12 protein-coding genes and 1 tRNA gene are annotated in these 15,706 nt (G+C 55.4%); all 13 read right to left on the reverse strand.

Going from position 1 to position 15,706, the window contains the following annotated elements; translation table 11 throughout:
• Positions 1–342: GTP-binding protein (locus ACQ4OE_RS26570; protein WP_430948446.1), on the reverse strand; the 342-nt coding region annotated here is incomplete at its 3' end.
• A 31-nt stretch (positions 343–373) separates the two neighbouring features.
• Positions 374–2,479, reverse strand: a complete 2,106-nt coding sequence (gene fusA, locus ACQ4OE_RS26575) for an elongation factor G (protein ID WP_016984188.1) — start codon at positions 2,477–2,479, stop codon at positions 374–376.
• 30 nt (positions 2,480–2,509) lie between these two features.
• Positions 2,510–2,983 (reverse strand): 30S ribosomal protein S7, encoded by a 474-nt coding sequence (rpsG, locus tag ACQ4OE_RS26580; protein WP_007916467.1) that lies wholly within the window; start codon positions 2,981–2,983, stop codon positions 2,510–2,512.
• A gap of 107 nt (positions 2,984–3,090) precedes the next feature.
• The gene (rpsL, locus tag ACQ4OE_RS26585; protein ID WP_003186084.1) at positions 3,091–3,462 is read right to left on the reverse strand and encodes a 30S ribosomal protein S12; all 372 of its coding nucleotides are present in this window, start codon (positions 3,460–3,462) and stop codon (positions 3,091–3,093) included.
• 216 nt (positions 3,463–3,678) lie between these two features.
• A complete protein-coding gene (gene rpoC / locus ACQ4OE_RS26590; RefSeq protein ID WP_122592626.1) occupies positions 3,679–7,878 on the reverse strand; it encodes a DNA-directed RNA polymerase subunit beta' in 4,200 nt (1,399 codons plus the stop codon).
• 64 nt (positions 7,879–7,942) lie between these two features.
• Positions 7,943–12,016 (reverse strand): DNA-directed RNA polymerase subunit beta, encoded by a 4,074-nt coding sequence (gene rpoB, locus ACQ4OE_RS26595; protein WP_122592625.1) that lies wholly within the window; start codon positions 12,014–12,016, stop codon positions 7,943–7,945.
• A 221-nt stretch (positions 12,017–12,237) separates the two neighbouring features.
• A complete protein-coding gene (gene rplL, locus ACQ4OE_RS26600; protein WP_122592624.1) occupies positions 12,238–12,603 on the reverse strand; it encodes a 50S ribosomal protein L7/L12 in 366 nt (121 codons plus the stop codon).
• Between the two features lie 74 nt (positions 12,604–12,677).
• Entirely contained in the window at positions 12,678–13,178 is a 501-nt protein-coding gene (gene rplJ, locus ACQ4OE_RS26605) for a 50S ribosomal protein L10 (protein ID WP_008081912.1), read from the reverse strand.
• Positions 13,179–13,376: 198 nt separating this feature from the next.
• Positions 13,377–14,072: a 50S ribosomal protein L1 gene (rplA, locus tag ACQ4OE_RS26610; protein ID WP_016772938.1), complete on the reverse strand. Its 696-nt coding sequence runs from the start codon at positions 14,070–14,072 to the stop codon at positions 13,377–13,379.
• Positions 14,072–14,503 carry a 50S ribosomal protein L11 gene (gene rplK / locus ACQ4OE_RS26615; RefSeq protein WP_003228756.1) on the reverse strand — a complete coding sequence of 144 codons (432 nt, stop codon included), beginning with the start codon at positions 14,501–14,503 and terminating at the stop codon, positions 14,072–14,074. The genes rplA and rplK overlap by 1 nt, the downstream gene beginning before the upstream one ends.
• A 117-nt stretch (positions 14,504–14,620) precedes the next feature.
• Positions 14,621–15,154 (reverse strand): transcription termination/antitermination protein NusG, encoded by a 534-nt coding sequence (gene nusG, locus ACQ4OE_RS26620; protein WP_122592623.1) that lies wholly within the window; start codon positions 15,152–15,154, stop codon positions 14,621–14,623.
• A gap of 9 nt (positions 15,155–15,163) precedes the next feature.
• Positions 15,164–15,532, reverse strand: a complete 369-nt coding sequence (secE, locus tag ACQ4OE_RS26625; RefSeq protein WP_007916493.1) for a preprotein translocase subunit SecE — start codon at positions 15,530–15,532, stop codon at positions 15,164–15,166.
• 45 nt (positions 15,533–15,577) lie between these two features.
• Positions 15,578–15,653, reverse strand: a tRNA-Trp gene (locus ACQ4OE_RS26630).
• Between the last annotated feature and the right edge of the window lie 53 nt (positions 15,654–15,706).

Consider the following 15,706-nt stretch of genomic DNA (forward strand, 5'->3'; position numbering starts at 1 on the left):
TGGCATCGGACCATCAGCGGCCGAGCAAACCAGGATAGCGCCGTCCATTTGAGCAGCACCGGTGATCATGTTCTTCACATAGTCAGCGTGACCTGGGCAGTCAACGTGAGCGTAGTGACGGATCAGCGAGTTGTACTCAACGTGTGCGGTGTTGATGGTGATACCGCGAGCTTTTTCTTCTGGAGCGCTGTCGATCTTGTCGAATTCAACTACGGCCGAGCCGAAAACTTCGGAGCAGACGCGAGTCAGAGCAGCGGTCAGAGTGGTTTTACCGTGGTCAACGTGACCGATGGTGCCAACGTTGACGTGCGGTAGGGAACGATCAAATTTTTCTTTAGCCACGACAATTAACTCCTAGCCTAAAGGGGCTGAATCAGCCTTGTTTTTTGGTTACGGATTCGACGATGTGCGACGGAGCCGTATCGTATTTTTTGAATTCCATAGAGTAGCTTGCGCGACCCTGAGACATGGAACGAACGTCGGTCGCATAACCGAACATCTCACCCAGTGGAACTTCGGCACGGATAACCTTGCCGGACACTGTGTCTTCCATACCCTGGATCATGCCGCGACGACGGTTAAGGTCGCCCATCACATCACCCATATAGTCTTCAGGCGTAACAACCTCTACAGCCATGATCGGCTCAAGCAACTCACCACCGCCCTTCTGGGCCAGCTGCTTGGTCGCCATGGAGGCAGCCACTTTAAACGCCATCTCGTTGGAGTCGACGTCGTGGTAAGAACCATCGAACACGGTAGCCTTCAGGCCGATCAGCGGATAGCCGGCAACAACGCCGTTCTTCATCTGCTCTTCGATACCCTTCTGGATAGCCGGGATGTATTCCTTAGGAACCACACCACCTACAACTTCGTTCACGAATTGCAGACCTTCCTGACCTTCGTCAGCAGGAGCAAAACGGATCCAGCAGTGGCCGAACTGACCACGACCGCCGGATTGACGAACGAACTTGCCTTCGATTTCACAGTTCTTCGTGATGCGCTCACGATACGAAACCTGAGGCTTGCCGATGTTGGCTTCGACGTTGAACTCACGGCGCATCCGGTCAACCAGGATGTCCAGGTGCAGCTCGCCCATGCCGGAGATGATCGTTTGACCAGTCTCTTCATCAGTTTTAACGCGGAAAGACGGGTCTTCCTGAGCAAGTTTGCCCAGAGCAATACCCATTTTTTCCTGGTCGTCCTTGGTCTTAGGCTCTACGGCAACCGAAATAACCGGCTCCGGGAAGTCCATACGAACCAGGATGATTGGCTTGTCAGCGTTGCAGAGGGTTTCACCAGTGGTGACGTCCTTCATGCCGATCAGGGCCGCGATGTCACCAGCGCGCACTTCCTTGATCTCTTCACGGGCGTTTGCGTGCATTTGCACCATACGACCCACGCGCTCTTTCTTGCCTTTAACCGAGTTGATCACGCCGTCGCCGGAGTTCAACACGCCCGAGTAAACGCGGACGAAGGTCAAAGTACCCACGAATGGGTCAGTAGCGATCTTGAACGCCAGAGCCGAGAACGGCTCCGCATCGTCTGCATGACGCTCCAGCTCGATTTCCTCGTTATCCGGGTCGGTACCCTTGATAGCAGGAATGTCGGTTGGGGCAGGCAGGAAGTCGATAACGGCGTCGAGAACCAGGGGAACGCCCTTGTTCTTGAACGAAGAACCGCAAACAGCCAGAACGATTTCGCCGGCGATAGTACGCTGACGCAAAGCAGCTTTGATCTCTTCGATCGACAGCTCTTCGCCTTCCAGGTACTTGTTCATCAGCTCTTCGTTGGCTTCAGCAGCAGCTTCAACCATGTTGTTGCGCCACTCTTCAGCCAGCTCTTGGAGCTCAGCAGGAATGTCCTTGCGAACAGGGACCATACCTTTGTCAGAGTCGTTCCAGTAGACAGCTTGCATGTTGATCAGATCGATCTGACCCTGGAAGTTGTCTTCGGAACCGATGGCCAACTGGATCGGCACCGGAGTGTGACCCAGACGCTGCTTGATCTGACCGATCACGCGCAGGAAGTTGGCACCAGCACGGTCCATCTTGTTTACGTAAACAAGACGTGGAACGCCGTATTTGTTGGCTTGACGCCATACGGTTTCCGACTGAGGCTCAACACCCGAAGTACCGCAGAACACAACGACAGCGCCGTCGAGTACGCGCAGGGAACGCTCAACTTCAATGGTGAAGTCAACGTGGCCCGGGGTATCGATTACGTTGAAGCGGTGCTCGTCCTTGTACTGCTTCTCGGAACCTTTCCAGAAGGCGGTGATTGCAGCAGAAGTAATGGTAATACCACGCTCCTGCTCCTGCACCATCCAGTCTGTGGTCGCGGCGCCATCATGCACCTCGCCCATTTTGTGACTTTTGCCGGTGTAAAAAAGGACGCGCTCGGTGGTGGTGGTTTTACCAGCATCCACGTGAGCGACGATACCGATGTTACGGTAGCGGCTAATCGGAGTAGTACGAGCCATAAAGCCCTCGCAAAATTAGTGAAGCTAAAATTAGAAGCGGTAGTGCGAGAAAGCTTTGTTGGCTTCAGCCATACGGTGCACGTCTTCACGCTTCTTAACAGCAGCACCTTTACCTTCAGCAGCATCCAGCAGTTCGCCAGCCAAACGCAGAGCCATAGACTTCTCGCCACGCTTACGTGCGAAGTCTACCAACCAGCGCATTGCCAGAGCGTTACGACGGGAAGGACGAACCTCGACCGGAACCTGGTAAGTAGCACCACCAACGCGGCGCGACTTCACTTCGACCAGCGGAGCGATGGCGTCGAGTGCTTTTTCGAAGAGTTCCAGGGGATCGGTGCCAGCCTTACGGGTCGCAACGGTTTCCAGGGCACCATAAACGATACGCTCGGCAACGGCTTTCTTGCCGCTCTCCATAACGTGGTTCATGAATTTGGCGAGGATCTGGCTTCCGTATTTCGGATCGTCCAGAATCTCACGCTTTGCTGCTACGCGACGTCTTGGCATGATAAGCCCTCAAGCGGTCTTCAGGTTAGCTCGGGACAGATCCAATGGATGCGTGCCCGACCTTACTCTTATCGACTCAATAAAATGAAAATCTGCAAAACGGCCGATTACTTCGGACGCTTGGTACCGTACTTCGAACGACCCTGGTTACGACCTTTAACGCCGGAGGTATCCAAGGAGCCGCGAACGGTGTGGTAACGAACACCTGGCAAGTCTTTTACACGACCGCCGCGGATCAGTACCACGCTGTGCTCTTGCAGGTTGTGACCTTCACCACCGATGTACGAGGAAACCTCGAAACCGTTGGTCAGGCGCACACGGCATACTTTACGCAGTGCCGAGTTAGGTTTTTTCGGCGTGGTGGTGTACACACGGGTGCACACGCCACGACGTTGCGGGCAGTTCTGCAGCGCAGGTACGTCGGATTTCTCGACGATACGCTTACGCGGCTGACGTACCAGCTGGTTGATAGTTGCCATCTACTAGCTCCACTGTTGTCTTGCGACGCTATTGTCTTGCAAGAAAAGCAAAATGGCAGGAACGAATTCCCGCCAAATTTAGGGGATCAAGAGTCTAAAGAGGATCTTGTCCCCAGTCAAGGCAAGGCCCCGACCTCCCCGCCCCTCGAACCTCGACAAAATGTCTCGATTCGATGAACGGAGCGATCAGGGCCTTACGCTCATTTATCGCAGAACTCAGTTACCGCTCGAGTTCAGCGCTTCGGTCAGTGCAGCTTCCACTTCACTGGCGCTTACGCGCAACGGTTTGTCAGCATCACGACGACGCTTGCGCTCGCTGTGATAAGCCAGACCGGTACCAGCCGGGATCAGACGACCCACGACCACGTTTTCTTTCAGGCCGCGCAGGTAATCGCGCTTGCCGGTGACTGCCGCTTCGGTCAGTACGCGAGTGGTTTCCTGGAAGGAAGCCGCCGAGATGAACGATTCGGTGGACAACGACGCCTTGGTGATACCCAGCAGAACGCGAGTGAACTTGGAGACAAACTTGTCTTCCCCGCCCAGACGCTCGTTCTCTACCAATACGTGAGTCAGTTCCATCTGGTCGCCCTTGATGAAGCTGGAATCGCCGGACTCGGAGATCTCAACTTTACGCAGCATCTGACGCAGGATGGTCTCGATGTGCTTGTCGTTGATCTTCACGCCTTGCAGACGGTAAACGTCCTGGATCTCGTTAACGATGTACTTGGCCAGCGCGCTCACACCCAGCAGACGCAGGATGTCGTGCGGATCGCTTGGACCGTCGGAGATAACTTCGCCGCGGTTTACCTGTTCGCCTTCGAACACGTTCAGGTGACGCCACTTCGGAATCAGCTCTTCATACGGATCACTACCGTCGTTCGGGGTAATAACCAGACGGCGCTTGCCTTTGGTCTCTTTACCGAACGCGATGGTGCCGCTGACTTCAGCCAGAATCGACGCTTCTTTCGGACGACGAGCTTCGAACAAGTCGGCAACACGCGGCAGACCACCGGTGATGTCACGGGTCTTCGAAGTTTCTTGCGGGATACGAGCGATAACATCACCGATCGCAATCTTCGCACCGTCAGCCACACCGACGAGGGCGTTGGCTGGCAGGAAGTACTGAGCGATAACGTCAGTGCCTGGCAGCAACAGATCCTTGCCGTTGTCGTCGACCATTTTCACTGCTGGACGGATTTCTTTGCCGGCAGCTGGACGATCTTTCGCGTCGAGCACTTCAATGTTGGTCATACCGGTCAATTCGTCAGTCTGACGCTTGATCGTGATGCCTTCTTCCATGCCCACGTAGGTCACGGTACCTTTCATTTCGGTAACGATCGGGTGAGTGTGCGGATCCCACTTGGCCACGATTGCGCCAGCGTCGACCTTGTCACCTTCTTTAACCGAAATTACGGCACCGTACGGCAGCTTGTAACGCTCGCGCTCACGACCGAAGTCATCAGCGATGGCCAGCTCACCGGAACGGGACACAGCAACCAGGTGACCATCCACTCGCTCAACGTGCTTCAGGTTGTGCAGACGGACGGTACCGCCATTCTTCACCTGAACGCTATCGGCTGCGGAAGTACGGCTTGCCGCACCACCGATGTGGAACGTACGCATCGTCAGCTGGGTACCCGGCTCACCGATGGACTGGGCAGCGATAACGCCGACCGCTTCACCGATGTTCACCTGGTGACCACGAGCCAAGTCACGGCCGTAGCACTTGGCACAAATGCCATAGCGGGTTTCGCAGCTGATCGGCGAACGCACGATCACTTCATCGATGCTGTTCAGCTCGATGAATTCAACCCACTTCTCGTCTACCAGAGTACCGGCCGGAACGATAACGTCCTCGGTGCCTGGCTTGAATACGTCACGGGCAATAACACGACCCAATACGCGCTCACCCAACGGCTCTACAACGTCACCGCCTTCAATGTGCGGAGTCATCAGCAGACCGTGCTCGGTGCCGCAATCGATCTCGGTTACAACCAGATCCTGCGCTACGTCTACCAGACGACGAGTCAGGTAACCGGAGTTCGCAGTTTTCAACGCGGTATCCGCCAGACCTTTACGAGCACCGTGAGTGGAGATGAAGTACTGAAGTACGCTCAAACCTTCACGGAAGTTCGCAGTAATCGGCGTTTCGATGATGGAACCGTCCGGCTTGGCCATCAGACCACGCATACCGGCCAGCTGACGAATCTGTGCTGCGGAACCCCGCGCACCCGAGTCAGCCATCATGTACATCGAGTTGAAAGACTCTTGGTCGACTTCAACGCCATGACGGTCGATAACCTTCTCTTTCGAGAGGTTGGCCATCATCGCCTTGGAAACTTCGTCGTTCGCTTTCGACCAAAGGTCGATCACTTTGTTGTACTTCTCGCCCTGGGTTACCAGGCCGGAGGCGTACTGGCTCTCGATCTCTTTCACTTCGTCGGTGGCAGCACCGATGATGCGGGCTTTCTCGTCCGGGATAACGAAGTCGTTAACACCGATGGAAACGCCGGAGATGGTCGAGTAAGCGAAACCGGTGTACATCAACTGGTCAGCGAAGATCACGGTCTCTTTCAAACCAACCACGCGGTAGCACTGGTTGATCAGCTTGGAGATCGCTTTTTTCTTCATCGGCAAGTTGACGACGTCGTACGACAGACCTTTTGGCACAACCTGGAACAGCAGCGCACGGCCGACAGTGGTGTCGACGATACGGGTGCCGCTTACGCTGTTGCCATCACGGTCGTTGACGGTTTCGTTGATACGAACCTTAACCTTGGCGTGCAGTGCGGCTTCGCCGGCACGGAACACACGGTCAACTTCCTGCAGATCCGCGAACACACGACCTTCGCCCTTGGCGTTGATCGCTTCACGAGTCATGTAGTACAGACCCAATACAACGTCCTGCGACGGAACGATGATTGGCTCACCGTTGGCTGGCGACAGAATGTTGTTGGTCGACATCATCAACGCACGCGCTTCCAGCTGGGCTTCCAGTGTCAGCGGTACGTGCACGGCCATTTGGTCGCCGTCGAAGTCGGCGTTGTACGCGGCGCAGACCAGAGGGTGCAGCTGGATAGCTTTACCTTCGATCAGTACCGGTTCAAACGCCTGGATACCCAGACGGTGAAGGGTCGGTGCACGGTTGAGAAGAACCGGGTGTTCGCGAATCACTTCAGCGAGAACGTCCCAAACCTCTGGCAGTTCGCGCTCGACCATTTTCTTGGCGGCTTTGATGGTAGTCGCGAGACCACGCATTTCAAGCTTGCCGAAAATGAACGGCTTGAACAGTTCGAGAGCCATCTTCTTCGGCAGACCGCACTGGTGCAGACGCAGGGTCGGGCCTACGGTAATTACCGAACGACCGGAGTAGTCAACACGCTTACCGAGCAAGTTCTGACGGAAACGACCTTGCTTACCCTTGATCATGTCAGCCAGGGATTTCAGAGGACGCTTGTTCGAACCAGTGATAGCGCGGCCACGACGACCGTTGTCGAGCAGCGCATCGACAGCTTCCTGCAACATACGCTTTTCGTTGCGCACGATGATGTCCGGAGCGGACAGATCCAGCAGGCGCTTCAAACGGTTGTTACGGTTGATCACTCGACGATACAGATCGTTGAGGTCGGAAGTCGCGAAGCGACCGCCATCCAGCGGGACCAGTGGACGCAGATCTGGCGGCAGAACCGGCAGAACGGTCAGCACCATCCACTCTGGCAGGTTGCCGGAACCCTGGAAGGCTTCCATCAACTTCAGACGCTTGGACAGCTTCTTGATCTTGGTTTCGGAGTTGGTTTGCGGAATTTCTTCACGCAGACGGCCAATCTCGTGTTCCAGGTCGATAGCGTGCAGCAGTTCACGGACAGCTTCAGCACCCATGCGGGCGTCGAAGTCATCACCGAACTCTTCCAGCGCTTCGAAGTATTGCTCGTCGTTCAGCAGCTGACCTTTTTCAAGGGTGGTCATGCCTGGATCGATAACGACATAGCTCTCGAAATAGAGAACACGCTCGATATCACGCAGGGTCATGTCCATCAGTAAGCCGATACGGGACGGCAGCGATTTCAGGAACCAGATGTGGGCAACCGGCGAAGCCAGTTCGATGTGCGCCATGCGCTCACGACGAACCTTGGCCAGTGCAACTTCAACGCCGCACTTCTCGCAGATCACACCACGATGCTTCAAGCGCTTGTACTTACCGCACAGGCACTCGTAATCCTTTACCGGGCCAAAGATCTTGGCGCAGAACAGACCGTCACGCTCAGGTTTGAACGTACGGTAGTTGATGGTTTCCGGCTTTTTAACTTCACCGAACGACCACGAGCGGATCATCTCAGGCGAGGCCAATCCAATACGGATGGCGTCGAACTCTTCGACTTGACCCTGGTTTTTCAGCAAATTCAGTAGGTCTTTCAAGGCCTTTCCTCCTGGCGGAGCAGAGAGCGGGCAATCCTGCCCCGCTCTCGATTCGCGTCACGTGTTATTCGGTTTCCAGATCGATATCGATGCCGAGGGAACGAATTTCCTTGATCAACACGTTGAAGGACTCGGGCATGCCCGGCTCCATACGGTGATCGCCATCCACGATGTTTTTGTACATCTTGGTACGGCCGTTCACATCGTCCGACTTCACTGTGAGCATTTCTTGCAGAGTGTAAGCAGCACCGTATGCTTCCAGTGCCCAGACCTCCATCTCCCCGAAACGCTGACCACCGAACTGCGCCTTACCACCCAGCGGCTGCTGGGTAACCAGGCTGTACGAACCGGTAGAACGCGCGTGCATCTTGTCGTCTACCAAGTGGTTCAGCTTCAGCATGTACATGTAGCCAACGGTAACTGGACGCTCGAACTTGTTGCCGGTACGGCCGTCGGTCAGCTGCATCTGGCCGCTTTCCGGCAGGTCTGCCAGTTTCAGCATGGCCTTGATTTCGCTTTCCTTGGCGCCGTCGAACACTGGAGTGGCCATTGGAACGCCGCCACGCAGGTTCTTCGCCAGATCCAGGATTTCCTGATCGGAGAAGCTGTCCAGATCTTCGTTACGACCGCCGATCTGGTTGTAGATCTCGTCCAGGAAGGTACGCAGCTCAGCGACTTTACGCTGCTCTTCGACCATCCGGTTGATCTTCTCGCCCAGACCTTTGGCCGCGAGGCCCAAGTGGGTTTCAAGGATCTGACCAACGTTCATACGCGAAGGTACGCCCAGTGGGTTGAGGACGACGTCGACCGGGGTGCCATTGGCATCGTGCGGCATGTCTTCAACCGGCATGATCACGGAGACCACACCCTTGTTACCGTGACGACCGGCCATCTTGTCGCCCGGCTGGATGCGACGACGGATTGCCAGGTAAACCTTGACGATTTTCAGCACGCCTGGAGCCAGGTCATCGCCCTGCTGCAGTTTGCGCTTCTTGTCTTCGAACTTATCGTCCAGCAGACGGCGGCGATCAACGATGTAGGCCTGAGCCTTCTCGAGCTGCTCGTTCAGAGCATCTTCAGCCATGCGCAGTTTGAACCACTGACCATGCTCAAGACCGTCGAGAACTTCGTCGGTGATGTCCTGACCTTTCTTCAGACCAGCGCCGCCTTCAGCCTTGTGGCCTACCAGAGCGGAGCGCAGACGTTCGAAAGTAGCGCCTTCAACGATACGGAACTCTTCGTTCAGGTCCTTGCGGATCTCGTCCAGCTGGGACTTCTCGATCGACAGTGCACGAGCATCACGCTCAACGCCGTCGCGGGTGAAGACCTGTACGTCGATGACAGTACCTTTGGTACCGGTAGGCACACGCAGGGAAGTGTCTTTAACGTCGCTGGCTTTTTCACCGAAGATTGCACGCAGCAGTTTTTCTTCCGGAGTCAGTTGGGTCTCGCCTTTCGGAGTGACCTTACCGACCAGGATGTCGCCTGCGCCAACTTCAGCACCTACGTAAACGATACCGGCTTCGTCCAGCTTGTTCAGTGCAGCTTCACCCACGTTAGGGATGTCTGCAGTGATCTCTTCAGGCCCAAGCTTGGTGTCACGAGCCACACAGGTCAGTTCCTGAATGTGGATCGTGGTGAAGCGGTCTTCCTGAACCACACGCTCGGACAGGCAGATGGAGTCTTCGAAGTTGAAGCCGTTCCATGCCATGAACGCGATGCGCATGTTCTGACCCAGTGCCAGTTCACCCATGTCGGTGGACGGGCCGTCGGCCATGATGTCGCTACGCTGAACGCGATCACCCTTGCGCACCAGCGGACGCTGGTTGATGCAGGTGTTTTGGTTCGAGCGGGTGTATTTGGTCAGGTTGTAGATGTCGACACCAGCTTCGCCGGTTTCAACTTCATCATCAGCAACACGAACCACGATACGGCTGGCGTCGACGGAGTCGATCACGCCGCCACGACGAGCCACGACGCAAACGCCGGAGTCACGGGCTACGTTACGCTCCATGCCGGTACCTACCAGCGGCTTGTCAGCGCGCAGGGTTGGTACAGCTTGACGCTGCATGTTCGAACCCATCAACGCACGGTTGGCGTCGTCGTGCTCGAGGAACGGAATCAGCGACGCTGCTACCGAAACTACCTGCTTCGGCGAGACGTCCATCAAAGTGACTTCTTCAGGCGCCTTAACGGTGAATTCGTTCAGGTGACGTACGGCCACCAGTTCGTCGATCAGGACTTTCTGGTCGTTCATGGTCGCCGAAGCCTGCGCGATCACATGATCGGCTTCTTCAATAGCGGACAGGAACACGATCTCGTCGGTAACCACACCCTCTTTCACAACGCGGTACGGACTTTCCAGGAAGCCATACTGGTTGGTGCGAGCGTAAGCTGCCAGGGAGTTGATCAGACCGATGTTCGGACCTTCCGGCGTCTCAATCGGGCATACACGACCGTAGTGAGTCGGGTGTACGTCACGGACTTCAAAGCCTGCGCGCTCACGAGTCAAACCACCAGGGCCGAGTGCAGAGACACGACGCTTGTGGGTGATCTCGGACAGCGGGTTGTTCTGGTCCATGAACTGCGAGAGCTGGCTGGAACCGAAGAACTCTTTCACTGCCGCAGCCACTGGCTTAGCGTTGATCAGGTCTTGCGGCATCAGGCCTTCGCTTTCAGCCATCGACAGACGCTCTTTGACCGCACGCTCAACACGTACCAGGCCAACGCGGAACTGGTTCTCGGCCATCTCGCCTACGCAGCGAACACGACGGTTACCCAGGTGATCGATGTCATCGACGATGCCTTTACCGTTACGGATGTCGACCAGAGTCTTCAGTACCGCGACGATGTCTTCCTTGCACAGCACGCCCGAACCTTCGATCTCGGTACGACCGATACGACGGTTGAACTTCATCCGGCCGACCGCAGACAGGTCATAGCGCTCAGGGCTGAAGAACAGGTTGTTGAACAGGGTTTCGGCAGCGTCTTTGGTTGGCGGCTCGCCTGGACGCATCATGCGATAGATCTCGACCAGCGCTTCCAATTGGTTGCTGGTGGAGTCGATCTTCAGCGTGTCGGAGACGAACGGACCGCAGTCGATATCGTTGGTGTACAGAGTTTCGATGCGAACAACGCCAGACTTGGCAATTTTTGCCAGGACTTCGGTGTTCAGCTCGGTGTTGCACTCTGCCAGGATTTCGCCGGTGGCCGGGTGCACGATGACCTTGGCGGTCGTACGACCCAGGACGTAGTCCAGAGGTACTTCCAGGGTCTTGATGCCGGCTTTTTCGATCTGGTTGATGTGGCGCGCGGTAATACGGCGGCCCGCTTCAACAATGACCTTGCCCTTCTCGTCCTGAATGTCCAGAACCGCAATTTCACCACGCAGACGCGAAGCAATCAGTTCCAGGCTGAGGGTTTCGCCGCTCAGGTGGAAAACGTTGGTGGTGTAAAACGCGTCGAGCACTTCTTCAGTGGTATAGCCGAGCGCGCGCAGCAGCACCGATGCCGGCAGCTTGCGACGACGGTCGATACGCACGAACACGCAGTCTTTCGGATCGAACTCGAAGTCCAACCACGAACCGCGGTAAGGAATGATGCGCGCGGAGTACAGCAGTTTACCGGAGCTATGCGTCTTGCCGCGGTCGTGGTCAAAGAACACGCCCGGGGAACGGTGCAGCTGGGAAACGATTACACGCTCGGTACCGTTGATTACGAAGGTACCGTTCTCAGTCATCAGGGGGATTTCACCCATGTAGACTTCTTGCTCTTTGATGTCCTTGATCGCTTTGTTCGACGATTCTTTGTCGAAAATGATCAGGCGCACTTTTACCCGCAAAGGTACGGCGAAAGTTACACCGCGCAATACGCATTCTTTGACATCAAATGCCGGTTCGCCCAGGCGATAACCGACGTACTCCAGCGCAGCATTGCCGGAGTAGCTGATGATCGGGAAAACGGATTTGAAGGCCGCATGCAGGCCCACGTCGCGGAACTGATCTTTAGTCGCTCCCGCTTGCAAGAATTCACGATACGAATCCAGCTGGATGGCCAGGAGGTACGGCACATCCATGACGTCCGGCAACTTGCTAAAGTCCTTGCGGATACGTTTTTTCTCAGTATATGAGTAAGCCATCAGCGTTCCCCAGCTTGGTCACCTGCTTGTTTGGCCCCTCCCGACGGGAGCAGCCAGAAAATCGTGCAAACCCCATGGTTTGCGCCACCGCATCGGGTGGTTACAGCGCCTTTATCAGCACCGACCCAGTCGGCTGCCAATAACGGAAAAAGGCCGGTGGCAAGAGCCACCAGCCATCAGCCTGTCGCTTGACGCTCGGGCTGGAGGAGCAAAGTCGAAAGTTACTTAACTTCGACTTCTGCGCCTGCTTCTTCCAGCTTCTTCTTGGCATCTTCAGCAGCTTCTTTCGAAACGCCTTCAGCGATAACCTGAGGAGCGGTATCAACCTTCTCTTTCGCTTCTTTCAGACCCAGACCGGTCAGTTCACGTACAGCCTTGATCACGTTGACTTTCTTCTCGCCAGCGCCTTTCAAGATAACGTTGAACTCGGTTTGCTCTTCAACAGCAGCAGCAGCTACAGCTGGGCCAGCCGAAGCGGCAGCAGCAGTAACACCGAAGGTTTCTTCCATCGCTTTGATCAGCTCAACGATTTCCACTACGGATTTCTGGCCGATTGCTTCGATGATTTGTTCGTTAGTCAGAGACATGACTCAATTCCTGAATTGGGGGACGGCCTACGCGACCATCGAAATAAACAAAAAACGCGAGAAGTTGACGAGCCTTAGGCTGCAGCAGCTTCTTTCTGGTCGCGAATTGCCGCCAGAGTACGAGCCAATTTGCTGGTAGCGCCTTGAATCACGCTCATCAGCTGAGAAATTGCTTCGTCACGGGTCGGCAGAGTTGCCAGTACGTCGATCTGATTAGCTGCGAGGAACTTGCCCTCGAACGCAGCTGCCTTGATCTCGAACTTGTCCTGACCCTTGGCAAACTCTTTGAAGATACGGGCAGCAGCGCCCGGATGTTCGTTCGAGAATGCAATCAGGGTCGGGCCGGTGAACACGTCGTTGAGGACACTGTATTGAGTGTCAGCAACAGCGCGCTTGAGCAGGGTGTTACGTACAACACGTACGTAAACGCCAGCTTCACGAGCCTCTTTACGGAGTCCGGTCATTGCGCCTACTGTTACGCCACGGGCATCAACCACGACAGCGGACAGAGCGACTTTGGCAGCCTCGTTGACTTCAGCGACGATGGCCTTCTTGTCTTCGAGATTAATTGCCACGGGTTTAACTCCTGCTTGTTACCGTTTCATTCGATCGGAACCGAATGTCGTTTTGGTGTCTGATTCGGTAAGGAACCGGGAGCACCATCTGCGTAGGCTTATGGTTTAAGACTTGCGTCGCCTACGGTCTTGGATAGCCCCCGCCAGGCAGGGACCCCAATTTTTCAATTGGCGCAGATAACCGCGCCAACTTTTGTCTTACGCGTCCAGCGAGCTCTGGTCGATAACCAGACCTGGGCCCATAGTGGTGCTCAGGGTAACGCGCTTGACGTAGATACCTTTCGAAGAAGCTGGCTTGATGCGCTTCAGATCAGCGATCAGGGCTTCAACGTTTTCCTTCAGCTTGACGGCGTCGAAACCCATCTTGCCAACGGAAGTGTGGATGATGCCGTTTTTGTCGGTGCGGTAACGAACCTGACCAGCCTTGGCGTTTTTAACCGCGTTAGCTACGTCTGGAGTTACGGTGCCGACTTTCGGGTTAGGCATCAGACCACGTGGACCGAGGATCTGACCCAGCTGACCTACAACGCGCATTGCATCCGGGGATGCGATAACTACGTCATAGTTCAGGTCGCCGCCTTTCATTTCGGCAGCCAGGTCGTCCATACCTACACGGTCAGCGCCGGCAGCCAAAGCGGCCTCAGCAGCTGGACCCTGAGTGAACACAGCAACGCGAACAGTCTTGCCAGTGCCGTGCGGCAGCACAGTAGCGCTACGAACAACCTGGTCGGATTTACGCGGGTCAACACCCAGGTTTACAGCAACGTCGAACGACTCGCTGAACTTGACAGTCGACAGCTCAGCCAGCAGAGCAGCGGCGTCTACAATGTTGTAGGCCTTGCCTGCTTCGATTTTGCCGGCGATAGCCTTTTGACGCTTGGTCAGCTTAGCCATTACACACCCTCCACGTTAAGGCCCATGCTACGAGCAGAACCGGCGATAGTACGCACGGCTGCATCCATATCAGCTGCAGTCAGATCCGCGTTTTTGGTTTTCGCGATTTCTTCCAACTGAGCACGGGTAACAGTGCCAACCTTAACGGTGTTCGGACGAGCAGAACCGCTAGTCAGACCGGCCGCCTTCTTCAGCAGAACCGAAGCAGGGGTGGATTTGGTTTCGAAAGTGAAGCTACGGTCGCTGTAGACAGTGATGATCACTGGAGTCGGCAGACCTGCTTCAAGACCCTGGGTACGGGCGTTGAAAGCCTTGCAGAATTCCATGATGTTCACGCCGTGCTGACCCAGAGCAGGACCAACAGGTGGGCTTGGGTTAGCCTGAGCGGCCTTCACTTGCAGCTTGATGTAAGCGGTAATCTTCTTGGCCATGAGGCACTCCAATTACGGGTTCGAACGCCTCGAGAGGCTCCCCGGTTACTTGCGCGTTTATCCCAGTGACGACAAAACCCCACAGCCTATGGCTGCGGGGTTGGGATGCGTGCTCAGTTAGACCTTTTCGACCTGACTGAACTCCAACTCTACCGGAGTAGAGCGACCGAAAATCGTCACCGCCACCTGGACGCGACTCTTTTCGTAGTTAACTTCTTCGACCGTGCCATTGAAGTCTGCGAACGGACCATCAGTAACACGAACCATCTCACCCGGCTCAAACAGAGTCTTGGGTTTCGGCTTGTCGCTACCATCAGCGACGCGACGCAGAATCGCTTCTGCCTCTTTATCTGTAATTGGCGCAGGCTTGTCGGCAGTACCACCGATAAAGCCCATGACGCGAGGAGTATCCTTGACCAAGTGCCAAGTGCCCTCATTCATGTCCATCTGAACCAGCACGTAGCCCGGAAAGAACTTGCGCTCACTTTTGCGCTTCTGGCCATTACGCATTTCAACCACTTCTTCAGTGGGAACCAGAATCTCGCCGAAGCCATCTTCCATGCCAGCCAGCTTTACGCGCTCGACCAGCGAGCGCATCACATGCTTCTCGTAACCCGAGTAAGCATGCACAACATACCAACGCTTAGCCACGGGACACCCTTAGCCGACAATCAAGGAAACAAGCCAGCCGAGCAGGGAATCAAGCCCCCACAACAGCAACGCCATAACCAGAACAACAGCCACCACAATCAGGGTGGTCTGCGTGGTTTCTTGGCGAGTTGGCCACACGACTTTACGAATCTCGGTGCGAGCTTCCTTAACCAGTACAAAGAAAGACTTGCCCTTCGCCGTCTGCAGGCCTACAAAGGCAGCTACGGCAGCAATGACAAGCAAAGCGAGTACACGGTACAGGATCGGCGAAGCAGAGTAATACTGATTGCCAACAACGCCAACAACCACCAAAGCGACAACTACAAGCCACTTGAGCAGATCGAAGCGAGAGCCTTGAGCTTCAGCTTTAGGAGTCATCTATGAAGATCCTGTGAAAAGAAAGCCAGACACACTGAGTGAATCTGGCAGGTCAGGAGGGAATCGAACCCCCAACCTACGGTTTTGGAGACCGTCGCTCTGCCAATTGAGCTACTGACCTAAAACAAAATCAGGCCGACCATTATGCCGGCCTGAAAAATACATTACAACTAC

Origin of the sequence: Pseudomonas sp. WC2, assembly GCF_050586545.1 — a bacterium.
Lineage (GTDB): Bacteria > Pseudomonadota > Gammaproteobacteria > Pseudomonadales > Pseudomonadaceae > Aquipseudomonas.